This window comes from Gluconacetobacter aggeris (genome assembly GCF_014174395.1).
Classification (GTDB): Bacteria; Pseudomonadota; Alphaproteobacteria; order Acetobacterales; family Acetobacteraceae; genus Gluconacetobacter; species Gluconacetobacter aggeris.
Genome location: NZ_JABEQD010000004.1, coordinates 90,453 through 107,769, shown reverse-complemented (window position 1 = coordinate 107,769; position 17,317 = coordinate 90,453). Strand labels below are relative to the sequence as shown.

Below are 17,317 nucleotides of genomic sequence, written 5' to 3'. Positions count from 1 at the left end.
GAGGTGCAAATGAACGATTTTTCCAATTTTTCCTGGACTACTGAAAAGTGAAACAGTTTGACATAGACGAAATCGACAAGCGAATCCTGCGGGTTCTCAGCATCGACGGGCGGATTTCGATTACCGACCTGGCGCGCCATGCCGTGACCAGCACCGCAACCTGTTTCCGGCGCGTGCAGCGCCTGACCGAGGACGGCATCATCACCGGCTTCAGGGCCGACGTCGCCCCGACCGCGGTGGGACGAAGCGCGGTCATCGTCATGGGCGTCTGCCTGGACCGACTGAATAAGCTGGCTTTCGCGGAATTCGAAGCCGCGATCCGCGATCACCCGCTGGTCGTCTCGTGCTACCTCGTGTCCGGTGAATTCGATTACCTGGTCACGATCCGGGCGTCGTCGATCGACGAATTCAACGCGATCTATGGCGACTGGCTGGTCTCGCTTCCGGGGATTCGCATGACCAGGACGTTCTTCTCCATGAAAGAGGTCGTCCAGCGGACCTACCTGCATTTCTGACCCGCATTCCAGGCCGGTGCGCTCGGACTTCCGGTCCCTGCCGCAAGGACTTGCCCGGCGAACGCGCGCTGGATCGCCGCCAGCGCGCGTTCGCCGGTCGGGCTTGTCAGATCATGTAGTCGATGGGGGGAAGCATCTGATCCATGGTGAAGGCCGGCAGCGCGCTGTGGCGCGTGCCGACCGGGCGCGCCGGATTGCCGACCACGGTGGTGAAGGGCGGCACCGATTCCAGCACGATCGACCCGGCGCCGACCTTGGCGCCCTCGCCCAGTTCGATATTGCCCAGGATCTTGGCGCCGGCACCGATCAGCACCCCGCGCCGCACCTTCGGGTGGCGATCCCCCACATTCTTGCCGGTGCCGCCCAGCGTCACGCCCTGCAACAGCGATACATCATCTTCCAGCACCGAGGTCTCGCCGATCACGATTCCCGTTCCATGATCGAACAGGATGCGCCGCCCCAGCCGCGCCGCCGGATGAATATCCACGGCGAACAGTTCCGACGTGCGGCTTTGCAGATGCAGCGCCAGATAGCGCCGGCCGTTGTTCCACAGCCAGTGAGCCACGCGGTAGCTCTGCACCGCGTGATAGCCCTTGAAGAACAGGAACGGCGTCGCGTAGTTCGCCGTCGCCGGATCGCGCTCGCGGATCGCCACCAGGTCGGCGGCGGCGGCGGCGACGATTTCCGGATCGGCGGCGAAGGCCTCGGCCACCAGTTCCGACAATGCGTCATCGGCTACCGACCGGTCGCCCAGCTTGCGCCCGATCAGTGCGGCCAGCCCATTGGCGAAGGTGGCATGATTGCGGATGCCGGTCGCCAGCAATCCACGCACCAGCGGATCGTCGCAGCCCTCGCACCCCGCCGCGATATCGGTCCACAGCCGTTCCTGGTCGATGGGCAGCAAGGTCGGATCGGCCACGGCGCGCGCGCCCCGGGCCGAGGCCAGCGAAGTCGGAGAGAGTTCAGGCATGAAACCGGTCCTGTCAGCAGAAGGAACCATATGGGAATGCACCGTCTCCTCAACCAGAGGCGGTGGAGACAAGTGAATCATCCCAAGCGTGGGCGGACATGTGGGCTGGTGAGCGAGAGCGGCCCGAAAGGGTCGCGCCCGGCGTGCGTTTCCGAGCACCGGAGCGGAGCGGCCTTATTGGCCGTGAGCACCGGAGCACAGGGAACCTGCGTCGGATCGCCACCAGCGCGCATGTCCGCCCACGCTCAGAGGCCCATGGCGTGGCGTACGAAGGCCCGCCTCAGCGCGGGCATCCGGTGCACCCCGGCCAGGCCCAGGTCGCGGGCGCGGCGCAGAACCGGATTGTCGTTGCCGAACAGCCGCTCCAGCATGTCGGTCGCGGCCAGCATCAGCATGTTGGCGGGCCGGCAACGCGCCTGATAGCGGCGCAACAGGGAGGGCGCCCCCACATCCTCGCCCCGTGCATGGGCGGTGATCAGCACATCGGACAGCGCCGCCACGTCGCGGAAGCCCAGATTCAGCCCCTGCCCGGCGATGGGATGGATGCCGTGGGCCGCATCCCCCACCAGCACCATCCGCGTATCGAAATAACGCTGGGCATATTGCGCGGACAGCGGATAGACCCAGCGCCGCCCGACCGGCGTGACCCGCCCCAGCCAGTCGCCCATGCGGCGCTGGATCTCATGGGCGAAGGCATCGTGCGGCAGCCCCACCATGCGCTGCGCAAGCTGGTCGCTTTCGGACCAGACGATGGCCGAAAGATTCGGATGGTCGGGCGTCGCGGCCATCGGCAACTGCGCGAACGGCCCGGCGGGCAGGAAATGCTCCAATGCCCGGTTGTTGTGCGGGTGTTCGTGCGCCACGGCGCAGACGATGCCGCTCTGATGGTATGGCAGGCGGGTGATGCCGATCCGTGCCTGGTCGCGCAGCGCGGACCGCCGCCCCTCGGCCGCCACGACCAGCCGCGCGCCGAATGTCCGGCCCGAGTGGGTCCGCACCCGCGCGCCTTCTTCCGTGCGGGTCACCGTCACCTCGTCGGGCGCCAGCACCGTGATCAGGTCATGGGCATAGAGCGCCCGATTCAGCGCCACACGCAGCGCCCGCGCCTCGATCATCCAGCCGAAGGGCTGGTCGGCATCCTCCCGCCCGAATTCCAGGAACAAAGGCGACGGGGCCTCGCCCGGCCGGCCGTCGGAGACGCGGATCTCCTCGATCGGACAGGCCTCCAGGGGAAGCAGGTCCCATACCCCGGCCTCTTCCAGCAGCCGGCGCGGGCCGGCGGCGATGGCATAGGCGCGGCCGTCGAATGCCGGGTCTTCCATGGGCGGCAGGGAAGCGCGATCGACAATGACCACGCGCAGGCCCGCCACCGCCAGCCGGCAGGCCAGCGTGGCGCCGACCGGCCCCGCCCCCACGATGCAGACATCCACATCGTCATGCCCGGCGCCGGTCTGGGGGTGGGACGTCATGCCTGCGGTCATGCCTGTGGTCCTGTGATAGCCGTGCCGGCCCGACGGCCCCGCGGCAAGAGTGATCCGTTCGGATGCGCCCGCCCACAATTCAGGCAGATATCGGCGCGCACGAAAGGCGCAAGGCACACCAGACGCCGCGCTCCGTCAACCATCCATGTGGTTGGCACGGTTTTTGTATTGCCCTTATCGCGATTTGGATCATCATCCGGATCAGGGAACGGATTACCACAATGAAACAAGGAGACGTGGCGCGATGAAGCTTGTCACAGCCATCATCAAGCCCTTCAAGCTCGACGACGTTCGGGAATCCCTGACTCCCCTGGGCATCCAGGGGCTGACCGTCTCGGAAGTGAAGGGATTCGGCCGCCAGAAGGGACAGACCGAAATCTATCGCGGCGCGGAATACCATGTCAGCTTCCTGCCGAAGGTGAAGATCGAGGTCGCGGTATCCGACGACATCGTCGACCAGGTCGTGGACGTGATCCTGCAGTCCGCACACACCGGCAAGATCGGCGACGGCAAGATCTTCGTCTCCAGCCTCGACAGTGTCATCCGCATCCGCACGCGGGAAACGGGAGAAGACGCGCTGTGAGCATTTCGGGCGCTTATCGCGCAATACCCCGCCTGCCCGCCGCGGCTCTGGCGGCTGCCTCCCTGGTCGGCCTGTCCACCCCGGCCCTCGCCGCCGACGCGCCCCCCGCGATCGACACGGGCGACACGTCATGGATGCTGGTCAGCACCGCGCTGGTGCTGATGATGACCATTCCGGGCCTGGCCCTGTTCTATGCCGGCATGGTCCGCCGCAAGAACGTGCTGGCGACGCTGATGCAGTCCTTCGCGATCTGCTGCATCGTCACCGTCGTCTGGATGGTGGCCGGCTACAGCCTGGCCTTCGGCACCGGCACCCCCTATATCGGCGACCTGTCGCGCGTCCTGCTCAACGGCATCGGCGCACATATCGCCAAGGGCGCCGATATCGGCTTCACGCTGGGCGCGGGCACCCCCAACGCGGTCACGATGACGATCCCCGAGAGCATCTACATGATGTTCCAGATGACGTTCGCCATCATCACCCCGGCGCTGATCACCGGTGCCTTCGCCGAGCGCATGAAGTTCAGCGCCCTGTGCGTCTTCACCGTCCTGTGGTCGCTGCTGGTCTACTCACCGATCGCCCACTGGGTGTGGAGCCCGCTGGGCTGGGTCGCCGGCCTGGGCGCCATCGATTTCGCAGGCGGCACCGTCGTCCATATCAATGCCGGTATCGCCGGCCTCGTCACGGCCCTGGTGCTGGGCAAGCGCAAGGGTTATGGGCAGGACGATCTGTCGCCCTTCAACCTGACCTACGCCGTCATCGGCGCGTCGCTGCTGTGGGTGGGCTGGTTCGGCTTCAATGCCGGTTCGGCCGTCGGCGCCAACGGCCGCGCGGGCATGGCCATGGCCACGACCCAGATCGCCGCCGCCGCCGCCGGCGTGGGCTGGATGCTGGCCGAATGGGCCCGCAGCGGCAAGCCGACCGTGCTGGGCATCATCTCCGGCGCAGTGGGCGGCCTGGTCGCCATCACGCCGGCGGCGGGCTTCGTCCTGCCGGGCAGCGCGCTGATCATCGGCCTGGTGGCCGGCGTGGTCTGCTACTGGTCCGCCACCTCGCTCAAGCACCTGCTGGGCTATGACGACAGCCTGGACGCGTTCGGCGTGCACGGCATCGGCGGCATCATCGGCGCGCTGCTGACCGGCGTGTTCGCCTATGGCCCGCTCTCGGCCACCGACGCCAATCCCGGCGGCATCAGTGGTTCGTTCGCGCAGTTCGTCTCCCAGGCCGAGGCCGTGGGCGTCACCATCGTCTGGTGCGCGATCGTCTCGTTCGTGCTGCTGAAGATCATCGATGCCGTCATCGGCCTGCGCGTCAGCCGCGACGACGAACAGGAAGGGCTGGACATGACCCAGCATGGCGAGCGGATCAATATCTGATCCGTCCGCTCCGCCTTCTCAGGCCGAACCGCGGACGCGGTTCGGCCTTTTTCTTTCCGTATTCAAGTCATGATGTTATGGGATTCCGTCCAGACTGAACGGCCCTGCCGCATGGCGCGGCATCGGGCCATTCCGAAAACGGAAAGGATCGCCCTAGCCATGGCTCTCGCACTTCGCGGCCGAATCGCCGCTGCCCTGCTTCTCGCCACGCCGGCCATCCCGCTCGCCGCTCCGGCAGCCCACGCCGACAGCCCGGCGCAGGCCTGCTACAAGAAATTCAATGCCGAGCGGAAAGCCGGCACGATCAAGGGCCAGACCTACAAGGACTTCAAGGCGGCACAGTGCGCGACGGACACGACACCGGCCGCCGCCGCTGCCGCACCGGCCGCCACCACACCCGCCGAGCAGGCGACCCCGTCGGTGACCGCGGCACCGCCGCAGGCGCCGGTCACGCCGTCCAAGAATCCGGCCAGCATCGCGGCCACCGCCGCCGCCGGCAGTGCGGTACTGCCCACCGCGCTTTCGCCGAAATATTCCAGCGAAAGCCCCGGCAAGGCCCGCATGCATACCTGCCTGGACCAGTACAACGCCAACAAGGCGACCAACGCCAATGGCGGCCTGAAATGGATCCAGAAGGGCGGCGGCTATTACAGCGTCTGCAATGCCCATCTGAAGGGCTGAACCGGACCGGGCATGGCGGCACATCCCGCCATGCCCGCTATTTTCCCGCCGGTCGCGTGAACATCCGGCCGGTGGCATAGGATATCCAGACATCGTGCCGGGCGAACCAGTCCGCCCCCAGCAGCATGTCCACCTGCTCGCGCAGCGGCGCGACCGTCAGCACGGGTGCGGGCTCCATTTCCCTCCCCACGCGCAGGCTGGCGAAACGATGCCAGTGATACGGCACCGGCCGGCCGTCGACACCGCTGGTCTCGCCCCCCGGATCGAGTGCCAGGCGCCCTTCCGACACACCCGCCCGTTCCGCCGCTTCCATCGAGAGAATGCGGGAGCGCGCGCCGCTATCGACCAGCGCGGTCAGGGCCTGTCCGTCCAGTTCCACTGTGACCGCCACCCGGTGGCCCTCCCGCCGCAGCGCCACGGTATCGTAGGCTCCGCGCCAGGCCGGTGCCGCGCGACACGCGCCGTCATCCCCCTGCATGCGCCAGAAGGACAGCCAGCCGCCCGCGACATCGAATTCCAGCTCGAAGCGCGACAGCACGTCGCCCCCCAGCAGCCCCGCGACCGGCGGCGTGATCATCGGCTGCCCCGGCAACTCGCCCACGGGTGCCGAGAGCGGGCCGAGATCCAGCCCCTGTCCACCTTCAGGGCCCAGACGCAGATTGTCGATCAGGACGTTCGGGACCATGCTGCCGGCCCCGCCCGTGCCATACAGCACGGTGCGCCGCCCGGAATCGACCGCCAGCCCCAGCGCCCCCGCCACGCGGCCACTGAGCAGCCCGCCTTCGGCGCCGGTATCGACCACCAGACTATAGGCGCCCTGCCCGGTCCGGCCGGCAATCGACACCGGCACGGACAAATACCCGCCGTCATCGCGCAACGGCACCCGCGCGACGCGTGTGACGGCACAGGCAACCGGCGCCCGATCCTGCGCCACCCCGGCGGCCGGCGTCAGGCACAGCAGCAGCGCCGCAAACCTGGCCCGCCGGGCCGCCGCGCGTCGGGACGCGCCGTCAGCCGGCGGCAAAACGGTCGGTGGCATCCAGCAGCGCGGTCTGGATGCCCGGTTCCGACACGGCATGGCCGGCATCGTCCACCAGATGAAAATCGGCCTCGGGCCAGGCACGGTGCAGGTCCCATGCCGTGCGCATCGGGGTAGCGACATCGTAACGTCCCTGCACGATCACCGCCGGAATATGCCGTATCCGCTCCACATCGCGGATCAGTTGTCCTTCGTCCAGCCAGCCCCCATGGACGAAATAATGGTTCTCGATCCGCGAGAAGGCCAGCGCATACTCCTCGTCGGCATGCTGGGCGGAGAGCGCCGGTGCCGGGCGCAGGGTCAGCGTCTCGCCCTCCCACAGGCTCCAGGCCACGGCGGCCTCGACCCGCACCGCCCGATCGGGGTCGGTCAGGCGGCGGCGATAGGCCGCCATCATGTCGCCGCGCTCCGCGACTGGAATCGGCGCCTGGAACCGCTCCCATTTATCGGGGAAGAGCCAGGATGCGCCCTCCTGATAATACCAGAGCAGTTCGGACCGCCGCAGCGTGAAGATCCCGCGCAGGATCAGCCCCGTCACCCGGTCGGGATGGGTCTCGGCATAGGCCAGGGCCAGCGTCGATCCCCAGGAGCCGCCGAAGACCAGCCAGCGTTCCGTGCCGGTCAGCACCCGCAGGCGCTCGATATCCTCCACCAGATGCCAGGTCGTGTTGTTGTCCAGCCCGGCATGCGGCGTCGACCGGCCGCAGCCCCGCTGGTCGAACAGCAGGATGCGATAGCGCGCGGGATCGAACAGGCGCCGGTGCGACGGCGTGCATCCGCCGCCGGGGCCGCCATGCAGGAACACCACGGGAATCCCGTTTGGATTGCCGCATAATTCCCAATAGACACGGTGCCCGTCACCAGTGTCCAGAAAGCCGCTGCGAAAGGGCTCGATCGGCGGATAGGGCGCGCGGCCGGCGGCGATAATCATGGCTCGTTCTTTCCCGTTGTTGTTATCGTATCCTCGCCCCGCGACGCGCCTGGCCGCGTGGCGCGTGGATGGGCACCGGCCCAGACCTGCATCAGCCGCGCCTCGTCCGCCTGCGTATAGCGCTGCGTCGTCGACAGGCTGGCATGTCCCAGCAGATCCTGGATCACACGCAGGTCCGCGCCCCCTTCCATCAGGTGGGTGGCGAAGGAATGGCGCAGCGCATGGGGAGTCGCATGATCGGGCAGGCCCGCCATGTCGCGCCAGACCCGCATGGCGCGCTGCGCCACCGCCGGCTGCAGCCGGCCGCCCCGCACACCGGGAAACAGCGGCGCGCCGGCCAGCGGTGCGGGGTGCCGTGCCCGCCATTCCGCAAGGGCGCGCACCACCGCCGGCACCATCGGCACCAGCCGCTCCCGGCCGCCCTTGCCGCGGATCAGCAGCGTGCCCCCCGCCGACAACGCCCGATCCAGATCCCGGATATCGAGGCCCAGCGCCTCGGAGATACGCAGGCCGCAGCCATAGAGCAGCAGGAACAGTGCCCGGTCGCGCTGTTCGGCCATCGGGCTGGCGGCGACGGCGCCCAGCCCGTCCGGCACCTCCAGCGCCTGTTCCGTCGTCAGCGGGCGCGGCAGCGACGCGCGGAAACGGGGGGCGGCCAACAAGCCAGGCGCCGGATTGGTCACGCCATGGTGCCGCGCCAGATAGCGATAGAACGAGCGCATGGCCGACACCCGCCGGGCCCGGGTCCGCGCCGCGCGATCCGCGCTCCCCGCGCGGCGGCCGGCCGCCTGCTGGGCGCCGGCATGCTCCGACGCCAGCCAGGCGCGCAGGTCGGTCAGGGACAGCCGGTCCAGCATCGCCAGATCCACCTCGCCGCCCAGATGGGCGCCGACAAAAGCCAGAAACCGGTCCAGATCGCCCCGATAAGCGGTGATCGTCAGCAGCGCGGCGCGCTTTTCGTCGCGCATCCAGTCGAGGAACGCATCGCGCAATGCGGCGCCGGTCATGACCGCAGCCGCACGGCGCGCGCCGATCGCGGGACAAGACAGCCGGCGGCCAGGACGATAAAAAACCTCATGGTAAACGCGAGTCTAGACAAACGCCCCCCCGCGCGAAAGCCGGAAAGCGCCGGCCGACCGCGCGTCGCGGTGCTGTTGCCGCTGCCCTTTCCCGGCCCGTTCGACTATGCCGTGCCCCCCGCGCTGGCCGACCTGCAACCGGGCGACATCGTCAGCGTGCCGCTGGGCCGCCGGACCGAAACCGGCGTGGTCTGGGACCCGGCCCCCGCCCTGCCGCCCGAATTCACACCGCCACCGATGAAGCCCGTCGCCGACGGACGGCTGAAACCGGTGCTCACCCGCCTGGACCAGCCGCCCTTGCCCGGCGCGCTGCGCCGTTTCGTCGACTGGGTCGCGGCCTATACGCTCTCGCCGCCGGGCATGGTACTGGCGATGGCGCTGCGCACCGCGGCCACCACCCCCATCACTCCCGCGACGGGCTGGGCCGCCGCCGAAGCGCCGCCCGACCTGCGCGAAACCCCCGCCCGCCGCCGGGTACTGGACGTTGCCACCAGCGACGGCCCGCTCCCGGGCGCCGAACTGGCGCGGCGCGCAGGTGTTGGGGCCGGCGTCGTGCGCGGACTGGCCGATGCCGGCGCGCTGCGTGCCGTGGTGCTGAAACCCGCCCCCCCATTCGCCACGCCCGCCCCCGCTTATTGCCCGCCGACCCTGGGCGACGGCCAGAGGGAGGCGGCGCAAAGCCTGCGCGACCTCGCCGGCGCGGGCGGCTTCTCCGTCACGCTGCTGGAAGGCGTCACCGGATCGGGCAAGACCGAGATCTATCTGGAAGCCATCGCCGCCTGCCTGGAACGCGGCCGGCAGGTGCTGGTGCTGCTGCCGGAAATCGCCCTGTCGGCGCAATGGACCGGCCGCTTTGCCCGCCGCTTCGGGGCCGAACCCGCGCTCTGGCATTCCGACCTGAGCCCGCGCCTGCGCCGCGTCACCTGGCACGCGGTGGCCGAGGGCAGCGCACGCGTGGTGGTGGGCGCGCGCTCGGCCCTGTTCCTCCCCTTCGCGGAACTGGGCCTGATCATCGTCGACGAGGAGCATGAAAGCGCCTTCAAGCAGGAAGACGGCGTGACCTATCATGCGCGCGACATGGCGGTGGTGCGGGCGCGCATGGACCACGCCCCGATCATCCTGGTGTCCGCCACGCCCAGCCTGGAGACGCTGGCCAATGTCGGCGCCGGCCGCTACCGCCATCTGGCGCTGACCGCACGGCATGGCGGGGCGGCCATGCCCGCGGTGCGCACCGTGGACATGCGCGCCCATCCGCCCGAACGCGGACTGTTCCTGTCGCCCGTGCTGACCGAGGCCATGCAGGCGACGATGGCGCGCGGCGAACAGGCCATGCTGTTCCTCAACCGTCGCGGCTATGCGCCGCTGACGCTGTGCCGCACCTGCGGCCATCGCCTGCAATGCCCCAACTGCACCGCCTGGCTGGTGGAACATCGCGCGCGCCGGGTGATCACCTGCCATCATTGCGGTTATCAGGAACCCACACCGCCCACTTGCCCCTCCTGCCATGCCGAAGCCAGCCTGACCCCGATCGGCCCCGGCGTGGAACGCATCACCGAGGAAGCCCGCGCCACCTTCCCCGATGCCCGCCTGCTGGTCATGGCCAGCGACACGCTACCCGGCCCCGCGGCGACCGCCGACGCGGTAGCGCAGATCGCCCGGCGCGAGGTCGATCTGGTGATCGGCACCCAGATCGTGGCCAAGGGCTGGCATTTTCCGCACCTCACCCTGGTCGGCGTCGTCGATGCCGATCTGGGGCTGGGCGGCGGCGACCTGCGCGCGGCGGAACGCACGGTGCAGTTGCTGCATCAGGTCGCCGGCCGCGCCGGCCGTGCCGAGGCGCCGGGCACGGTCCTGCTGCAAAGCTATTGCACCGAACATCCGGTGATGCAGGCCCTGGTCTCGGGCGATTTCGCCAGTTTCATGCGGCAGGAGGCCGAGCAGCGCCGCCCCGGCTTCTGGCCCCCGTTCGGGCGCCTGGCGGCACTGATCGTCAGTGCCGACACGCCGGAAGCCGCCGACGCTACCGCCCGCGCCCTGGGGGCCAGCGCCCCGCGCGGCGAGGGCATGCAGGTCCTGGGCCCGGCGCCGGCCCCTCTGGCCATCCTGCGCGGCCGCCACCGCCGGCGGCTGCTGCTGCGCGCGCGGCGCGAGATCGCGCTGCAACCGATCGTGCGGCAATGGCTGGAGCGGGTGGCACCGGAACGCGGCGCGCGGATCGATGTCGATATCGATCCCGTCTCGTTCCTCTAGGAGACTGATGGAAGGCCGAACCAATCCGAAACCCGCGACCCGGACCAACGGCACACAGGGCCGTCATGGTATATTCAATCCACAATATATATATGATTTTTCTCTTGAAAAAATAAGCCATTTTTCCAAGAGACGCGACAACGATCAAAGGGTTGCGACTGGCGAGAATATATTCGACATCGAAAGTTGCAACCACCTTCGGTCTGGTGAAGCATGGCCTGCCGACCGGATCGGCATTTTCCGCATGAGGTCAGGAGGCACGCCGACACCAGCCGCCCTGAACCCGCACACGGGAGAGATTTCCATTGAATCGTCGCGACCTTTTCGCCGCCGCCGCTGGCGCCACCCTTCTGCCCGTCCTGGCCGCCTCCGCACGCGCCGGCACGGTATCGGGCGATACGGCCCCCACCGGATCGCTGGAAGTCGTTGCCGAATTCTATGGTCCCGGACCGTCCGGGATCGCCGTCACGCCCGATAACCGCATTTTCATCGGCTTTCCGCGCCATGCCGAAAACCACGGCAAGGCGACCCTGGCCGAACTGAAGGGCGACGTGCTGGTCCCATACCCCGACGCGGCACTCAGCCTGCCCTCATCCGCCGCGCCGGACCGCAGGCTGATCTCGATCCACGGCATGACGACGGACAGCCGTGGCCGGCTCTGGGCCATCGATGACGGCAAGATCGTCGGCCGCCCCATCGCACCGGGTGCGGCGAAGATCATCGGCATCGATCCCGCGACCGACCGGCCGATCGCCAGCGTGGTGCTGAATCCCCCCGCCATGCGGCCCGACAGCCACATGAACGATCTGCGCGTCGACCTGACCCATGGCGCACGCGGCACCGCCTATGTGGCGGATTCCTCGTTCGGCACCTCGCCGGCGCTGGTCGTGGTCGATATCGCCACCGGCCGCCAGCGGCGGGTCCTCGCCGATCATCCGTCGATCCACGCCGAGAAAGGGTTCCTGACCGTCCTGGAAGGGCGCCCGCTGCGCTACGACCCCAAGCATCCGACCTTCCCGATCGGCGGCGTGGACAGCATCACGCTCAGCCCGGATAGTTCGCTGCTCTATTATTCGCCGCTGACCAGCCGCCGGCTCTACAGTATCCCCACGGCGCTGCTGTCGAATTTCGACGCGACCGAGGAACAGCTTGCGGCCGGCATCACCGACCATGGCGAGAAAGTCATGACCGATGGGCTGGCCACCGATGCCCAGGGCCGGATCTATCTGACGGCGAGCGAGCATGATGCGATCATGCGCTGGATACCGGACGGCACGATCGAGATCGTGGTCCGGGACCCGCGCATCGTCTGGCCGGACGGTATTTTCGCCACCCGTACGCATGTCTATTGCACGTTGGGCCAATGGAACCGCCTTGCGGGCTTCAATGGCGGCACGGATCTGCGCCAGCCGCCCTATCTGCTGGTGCGCGCACCGATCACGCCCCCGATCCGGGAAGACCAGACCTGAGGAGCCTGACCGGAAATGCGCGCGGGCGAAGACGCAGCGCCGTCTCCAGGTTTTCCGTGGCGCGCATCACCGGCACGGGAATGTTCTCCAGCCATGGGCACCGGTGCCCCGAAGATGCCGGGCATCGATGCCTTGAACCCCCTCTCTCAGCGGTAGCGGGCAAGCCAGTGCGCATAGGGCGGCGGCAGCACCGACGCCGCGTCGTCACGGCCCAGCGCCTTCGCGGCCGCATAGGGCCAGTGCGGATCGGCCAGCAGCGGGCGCCCGACCATGACCAGATCCACCTCGCCCTGACGCACCATCGCGTCGGCAAGTTGCGGCGCACTGGCGGCATTCCAGCTTGTCGCCGTCGGCAGACCCGTCTCGCGCCGGACCTGCCCCGCGATCGCGCCCAGGAAACCGGGCCCCCACGGAATCTGCGCCATCGGCGTATTGAAGCCGATCGACACATCCACGAAGCCCAGCCCGTCCTCCTTCATCACGCGCAGCATGGTCAGCGCCTCGGCCAGCATCGCGGCATCATCGCCCGCGAATTCGACGACGCCCAGCCGGACCGACAGCGGCAGGGCTTCCGGCCATACCGCGCGCACCGCGCGCAGGGTTTCGACCAGGAAGCGCGCCCGATTTTCGGCGGAACCGCCATAGGCGTCCGTCCGTTGATTGGCGAAGGGAGAAAAGAAACTCTGCGCCAGATACCCATGCGCGAAATGCAGCATCAGCCATTTGAACCCGGCCTCACGCGCGCGGATGGCAGCCGATACGAAATCCTGCCGCACCCGCTCAATGTCCCCGATCGACATCTCGCGCGGCTGGCGCGGCAGGTTTGCGCCGAAGGCCACGGCCGATGGCGCGATCGGCTGCCACGCGCACGGATCGCCGGGCGGCAGATGGTCGTCGCCTTCCCATGGCCGATTGGCACTGGCCTTGCGCCCTGCATGGGCGATCTGGATACCGGGCACCGATCCGGCCGCGGTGATCGCGCGTGCGATCGGCGCCAGGGCCTCGGCCTGATCGTCGCGCCAGATGCCGACATCGCCGGGCGTGATCCGGCCCTCGGGCGAGACGGCGGCGGCCTCGACCACCACCAGCCCCGCACCGCCCCGGGCCAGCGCGCCCAGATGTCCATGATGCCAGTCGTTCACCACGCCGTCATGGGCCATATACTGGCACATGGGCGAAACGGCGATCCTGTTGCGCAGCGTCACGTCGCCCAGCGTGTATGGCGTAAAGAGATGAGCCATGCCGTGTTCCCTGTCCTTCCGCCCTTCCCCGCGGGGGAAGGATTAGTTCCATTCTTATCGAACAAATGAAATCTCGGGTAGAGTTGGCGCCATGGCAAGAGACGAAAGCGGCTTTTCTCATCCGGATGAGGGGACATTATCCCTGGAGGCGATCTTCCACGCGCTGTCCGACCCTTACCGGCTGCGGATCGTCCGCGCCCTGGCCGCCAGCGCCGTCCCCATGAATTGCGGCGACCTGAGCTTCGGCCGTCCGAAATCGAGCATGTCGCACCATTTCCGCATCCTGCGTGCCGCGGGCGTGCTGCACACGACCAGCCAGGGCGTGGAACATATGAACAGCCTGCGCCGCGATATGCTGGACCGGCGCTTCCCCGGCCTGATGGCCGCGATCCTGGGCGAGACCGGCCAATCTGCCGCCGGGGATCACCCGCGCAGGCTCACGCCCGCCTGAAAACACGGCGCCATCACCCATCGACATGGCGACCGGACGGGAATGCGAACGCGCCCGCGCGATGTGGTCTTGACGCATCTCCCAATGATGGAACATCTGTGCCATGCGCTTAGTGCAGATCCTGGATCTCGTCGGACGCGGAGCCTGAATCCCGATGCGTATCGTGAACGGCGTCCTGAGCTGACGCCGATGGATTCCGGCAAGCCCTCCCCGATGCCACCGTCAGGGCCTCGGAGGCACATCGCCCCCCTTTCGCCTTCCACCGGAAGCGTGGCGCCGTGGCATGTGCTGATCGTCCTGCTGTGCGGCATCGTCAGCCTGCCGCTTCCGGCCCGGGCGGGCCTCCCTCCACCCCCGCTGGCCAACTACGTCATCGATCACTGGACCACGCGGGACGGCCTGCCCCAGAATTCGATCCGCGACATCGCGCAGACGCCCGATGGACGCCTGTGGTTCGCGACATGGGAAGGGCTGGCCTCCTATGACGGCATAGAGTTCACCGTCTATGATCGCGGCAGCCGCGTTCCCCTGCTCGATAACGGGATCGGGACGATCGTCACCGACCCGGCGGGCACCCTGTGGTTCAGCGATTCCCGCGGCAATATCGGCCGGCGGTCGGCCGACGGAGGCTGGCGTCTGTGGCCGCATCCCGCGAACGCCCCCTCGATCATCGTCCAGTCCCTGCAGACCGACCAGACCGGCCGGCTGTGGATGCTCTATGAGGGCAACGGCCTGGGCAGCATGACGGCGGACGGCGCCTTCCGCTATGTCCGGCCGCCCCCGAAATCGCCGATGCTGAACGTTTATCGCCGGATGGCGTTCGACAGCACCGGCGCGCTCTGGCTGGGCACATATGACGGCGTGGTCGTCCAGGACGCGGGGGGAAAGGTCCACGCCGCACCGGCCGACTGGCATTTGCCGCCCGGGCTGGCATGGCCCTATCGCGGGCCGGATGGCCGGTTCTGGATCGTCGCGGGCAGCCGGATCTTCCGGATCAGCGAAGCAGGGGCCATCCTGCAATACGACCTGCACGACATCGGGCGCATCACGGCCCTGGTGCAGGACCGGCACGGCGCGCTCTGGGTGGGCACCGAGGATCACGGGCTGTTCAGGCTTTCCTCCTCGGGTATCGAACGCCTGCACGACCACACGGAACCGTCTTCCGGCCGAATCCTCAGCCTGATGGAAGATACCGAGGGCAGTCTCTGGATCGGTTCGAACGGCGGCCTGTATCGCCTGCGCGAAGGCCTGTTCAGCACCCTCACCCGGCAGGATGGCCTACCCGACGATTTCACCCGCACAGTGCTGGAAGATCACGACGGCCGGCTATGGATCGGCACGGATATCGGCCTGTCGCGCGAGGGGCCGGACGGCACGATCGGTGCCGTGCCCCTGTCCACCGAACACGACCACCATCCGGCCGTTCTCAGCCTTGCCGAAGGCAAGGACGGCCATATGTGGATCGGTACGTATTCCCAGGGGCTGTACGAACGCCTGCCGGATGGATCGTGCCGCCATTTCGGCACCATGGAAGGATTGCCGGCCGGCAATATCCGGGCGATCAGCGTCGCCGCGGACGGCACGGTCTGGATCGGGACCCAGCATGGCGTCTTCAGCCTTGGCGACGGCACGCTCCGCCCGTTCGACATGCCGGGTGCGCCGCATGGCCTGATCACGGCGCTGAGGGCACAGGACGGCGAGCTGTGGATCGGCACGCTGGATGGTGTGCGCCATGTGCACGGCGCCTCCATCCGGTCGATCCGTTTCCATGGCCAGCAAGGGGCGCACACGATCTTCGGCTTCACGCCGGTCGGTCACGAGATATGGTTCGTCAGCGACCGGGGCCTGTACCGCGACCGGGCGGGGACGATCGTGCAGGTCGCGCGCGAACAGGGCCTGCCCGTCGATTCGATCTTCGCCATGCTGCCCGACCGGCAGGACCATGTCTGGCTGACCAGCAATCGGGGCATCATGCGCGTGGCCCTGCCCGATATCGAGGCCGTGGCCGACGGCAGGGCGACACGCGTGTCATTCCTGCATTTCGACGAGGCCGACGGCCTGCTCAGCAGCCAGGCGAGCGGCAGTTCGGCCCCTTCGGCGATCCTGCGCCAGGACGGCACGATCTGGATCGCCACCGCCGCCGGCGTCGCGCATGCCGATCCGGCCCAGGTCCATATGTTCGTCACGCGCCCGCCCCCGCCGCCGGTGGCGCTCGGCTCGCTCGATCTCGACGGCAATCCGCTTCCCGCGCCGTCGGGCGGCGCGCCCGTTCACATTCCGGCGGGTCACGGCCTGACGGTGCGCTATGCGGCATTGAGCTATCTGCTGCCGGACCGGATCGTCTACCGCACCATGATCGAAGGCATGGACCCATCCTGGAGCCTTCAGGGCAACACGCGCAGCATCCGCCTGATGGGCCTGCCGCCGGGGTCCTATACGCTGCGCGTCTCCGCCGCCCATCCCGGCGGCGCATGGTCCACCCGCGACATGGACGTGCCCATCGTGGTCGATCCCAGATGGTGGCAGCGTCGGGACGTGTGGATCGGCGCCCTTGCGACCTTGGGCGTGCTGCTGGCCGCGCTGTATCTCGGCATCGCCTATTACTATCGGCGTCAGGCGCGTTTCCTGTCGCGCATCATCGCGGAACGGACGGGAGAACTGACGCGGACGGCCGAACGGCTGCAGACCGCCGACCGCGACAAGACCCGCCTGCTCGAACGCCTGCGCCAGCAGGCCGATCTGGCAACGCGCCAGGCCCGGGAAGACCCGCTGACCGGGCTGCCGAACCGCCGGGCCTTCAACGAACAGCTTGCCGCGGCGCTGGAGGGGATCATGGCCGGCCAGCCCGATTTCTGCCTGGCCCTGATCGACGCCGACCATTTCAAGCAGATCAACGACCGCCATTCCCACGCCACGGGCGACGAGGTGCTGCAGGGAATCGCCGATGTGCTGCGGGCCAGCACGCGCGCACCCGACATCGTGGCCCGCATCGGGGGCGAGGAATTCGCGCTCCTGATGCCGATGACCACGTTGCGGGACGCCGAAGCCGCCTGCGAGCGCCTGCGCACTGCCTTCCATGAGAAAAAGGACTGGGGCGGCGCGCTCGCCCTGCGCGTGACCTTCAGCGCCGGGCTAGTCAGTTCCCACCCGGGCGAGCCCAGCGCCGCACTGCTGCTCCAACGAGCGGATGCCGCGCTGTACCGGGCCAAGAACACCGGCCGCGACAGGGTCTGTGTGGAAGACTGACGCCG

General features: G+C 68.3%; 14 protein-coding genes. 8 read left to right on the top strand and 6 right to left on the bottom strand.

Going from position 1 to position 17,317, the window contains the following annotated elements; all coding sequences use genetic code 11:
• Nucleotides 1-47 precede the first annotated feature (47 nt).
• The gene (locus HLH36_RS20175) at nt 48-515 is read left to right on the top strand and encodes an Lrp/AsnC ligand binding domain-containing protein (RefSeq protein WP_182966620.1); all 468 of its coding nucleotides are present in this window, start codon (nt 48-50) and stop codon (nt 513-515) included.
• A gap of 106 nt (nt 516-621) precedes the next feature.
• Here the strand turns inward: HLH36_RS20175 and cysE are convergent, their stop codons facing one another.
• Together cysE and HLH36_RS07815 are read right to left on the bottom strand one after the other, a co-directional pair.
• A complete protein-coding gene (gene cysE, locus HLH36_RS07820; RefSeq protein WP_182985849.1) occupies nt 622-1,485 on the bottom strand; it encodes a serine O-acetyltransferase in 864 nt (287 codons plus the stop codon).
• Nucleotides 1,486-1,730: 245 nt separating this feature from the next.
• The gene (locus HLH36_RS07815) at nt 1,731-2,966 is read right to left on the bottom strand and encodes a UbiH/UbiF/VisC/COQ6 family ubiquinone biosynthesis hydroxylase (RefSeq protein ID WP_182985848.1); all 1,236 of its coding nucleotides are present in this window, start codon (nt 2,964-2,966) and stop codon (nt 1,731-1,733) included.
• Nucleotides 2,967-3,210: 244 nt separating this feature from the next.
• On the opposite strand from HLH36_RS07815, the gene glnK reads away from it, so the two are divergent.
• The 3 genes from glnK (at nt 3,211) to HLH36_RS07800 (ending at nt 5,606) form a co-directional block, all read left to right on the top strand.
• Nucleotides 3,211-3,549, top strand: coding sequence for a P-II family nitrogen regulator (gene glnK, locus HLH36_RS07810; RefSeq protein ID WP_012226274.1), 339 nt, complete (start codon nt 3,211-3,213; stop codon nt 3,547-3,549).
• Nucleotides 3,550-3,572: 23 nt separating this feature from the next.
• Nucleotides 3,573-4,925 carry an ammonium transporter gene (locus tag HLH36_RS07805; protein ID WP_408871865.1) on the top strand — a complete coding sequence of 451 codons (1,353 nt, stop codon included), beginning with the start codon at nt 3,573-3,575 and terminating at the stop codon, nt 4,923-4,925.
• 159 nt (nt 4,926-5,084) lie between these two features.
• A complete protein-coding gene (locus tag HLH36_RS07800; RefSeq protein ID WP_182985846.1) occupies nt 5,085-5,606 on the top strand; it encodes a hypothetical protein in 522 nt (173 codons plus the stop codon).
• Nucleotides 5,607-5,643: 37 nt separating this feature from the next.
• Here the strand turns inward: HLH36_RS07800 and HLH36_RS07795 are convergent, their stop codons facing one another.
• From HLH36_RS07795 to HLH36_RS07785, 3 genes are read right to left on the bottom strand one after another with little or no spacing between them, the layout of a single operon-like run.
• Nucleotides 5,644-6,645 carry a retroviral-like aspartic protease family protein gene (locus tag HLH36_RS07795; protein ID WP_182985845.1) on the bottom strand — a complete coding sequence of 334 codons (1,002 nt, stop codon included), beginning with the start codon at nt 6,643-6,645 and terminating at the stop codon, nt 5,644-5,646.
• Nucleotides 6,617-7,576 carry a prolyl aminopeptidase gene (gene pip, locus HLH36_RS07790; protein ID WP_182985844.1) on the bottom strand — a complete coding sequence of 320 codons (960 nt, stop codon included), beginning with the start codon at nt 7,574-7,576 and terminating at the stop codon, nt 6,617-6,619. The genes HLH36_RS07795 and pip overlap by 29 nt, the downstream gene beginning before the upstream one ends.
• Nucleotides 7,573-8,583: a tyrosine recombinase XerC gene (locus HLH36_RS07785; protein ID WP_182985843.1), complete on the bottom strand. Its 1,011-nt coding sequence runs from the start codon at nt 8,581-8,583 to the stop codon at nt 7,573-7,575. The genes pip and HLH36_RS07785 overlap by 4 nt, the downstream gene beginning before the upstream one ends.
• A gap of 69 nt (nt 8,584-8,652) precedes the next feature.
• On the opposite strand from HLH36_RS07785, the gene HLH36_RS07780 reads away from it, so the two are divergent.
• Complete coding sequence (locus HLH36_RS07780; RefSeq protein WP_182985842.1) at nt 8,653-10,905, top strand: primosomal protein N'; 2,253 nt, start codon at nt 8,653-8,655, stop codon at nt 10,903-10,905.
• Nucleotides 10,906-11,210: 305 nt separating this feature from the next.
• The gene (locus tag HLH36_RS07775; RefSeq protein ID WP_182985841.1) at nt 11,211-12,374 is read left to right on the top strand and encodes an L-dopachrome tautomerase-related protein; all 1,164 of its coding nucleotides are present in this window, start codon (nt 11,211-11,213) and stop codon (nt 12,372-12,374) included.
• Between the two features lie 146 nt (nt 12,375-12,520).
• Here the strand turns inward: HLH36_RS07775 and HLH36_RS07770 are convergent, their stop codons facing one another.
• Nucleotides 12,521-13,615, bottom strand: a complete 1,095-nt coding sequence (locus tag HLH36_RS07770; protein ID WP_182985840.1) for an NADH:flavin oxidoreductase/NADH oxidase — start codon at nt 13,613-13,615, stop codon at nt 12,521-12,523.
• Between the two features lie 91 nt (nt 13,616-13,706).
• On the opposite strand from HLH36_RS07770, the gene HLH36_RS07765 reads away from it, so the two are divergent.
• Both HLH36_RS07765 and HLH36_RS07760 read left to right on the top strand, forming a co-directional pair.
• The gene (locus HLH36_RS07765; protein WP_182985839.1) at nt 13,707-14,066 is read left to right on the top strand and encodes an ArsR/SmtB family transcription factor; all 360 of its coding nucleotides are present in this window, start codon (nt 13,707-13,709) and stop codon (nt 14,064-14,066) included.
• A gap of 270 nt (nt 14,067-14,336) precedes the next feature.
• The gene (locus tag HLH36_RS07760; protein ID WP_182985838.1) at nt 14,337-17,312 is read left to right on the top strand and encodes a two-component regulator propeller domain-containing protein; all 2,976 of its coding nucleotides are present in this window, start codon (nt 14,337-14,339) and stop codon (nt 17,310-17,312) included.
• The last annotated feature ends 5 nt before the right edge of the window (nt 17,313-17,317 follow it).

What these genes read in the sequence shown, in the direction of transcription:
- cysE (WP_182985849.1), bottom strand. Translation starts at nt 1,485, where the DNA reads ATGCCTGAACTCTCTCCGACTTCGCTGGCCTCGGCCCGGGGCGCGCGC.
- HLH36_RS07815 (WP_182985848.1), bottom strand. Translation starts at nt 2,966, where the DNA reads ATGACCGCAGGCATGACGTCCCACCCCCAGACCGGCGCCGGGCATGAC.
- glnK (WP_012226274.1), top strand. Translation starts at nt 3,211, where the DNA reads ATGAAGCTTGTCACAGCCATCATCAAGCCCTTCAAGCTCGACGACGTT.
- HLH36_RS07800 (WP_182985846.1), top strand. Translation starts at nt 5,085, where the DNA reads ATGGCTCTCGCACTTCGCGGCCGAATCGCCGCTGCCCTGCTTCTCGCC.
- HLH36_RS07795 (WP_182985845.1), bottom strand. Translation starts at nt 6,645, where the DNA reads ATGCCACCGACCGTTTTGCCGCCGGCTGACGGCGCGTCCCGACGCGCG.
- pip (WP_182985844.1), bottom strand. Translation starts at nt 7,576, where the DNA reads ATGATTATCGCCGCCGGCCGCGCGCCCTATCCGCCGATCGAGCCCTTT.
- HLH36_RS07785 (WP_182985843.1), bottom strand. Translation starts at nt 8,583, where the DNA reads ATGACCGGCGCCGCATTGCGCGATGCGTTCCTCGACTGGATGCGCGAC.
- HLH36_RS07780 (WP_182985842.1), top strand. Translation starts at nt 8,653, where the DNA reads ATGGTAAACGCGAGTCTAGACAAACGCCCCCCCGCGCGAAAGCCGGAA.
- HLH36_RS07770 (WP_182985840.1), bottom strand. Translation starts at nt 13,615, where the DNA reads ATGGCTCATCTCTTTACGCCATACACGCTGGGCGACGTGACGCTGCGC.
- HLH36_RS07765 (WP_182985839.1), top strand. Translation starts at nt 13,707, where the DNA reads ATGGCAAGAGACGAAAGCGGCTTTTCTCATCCGGATGAGGGGACATTA.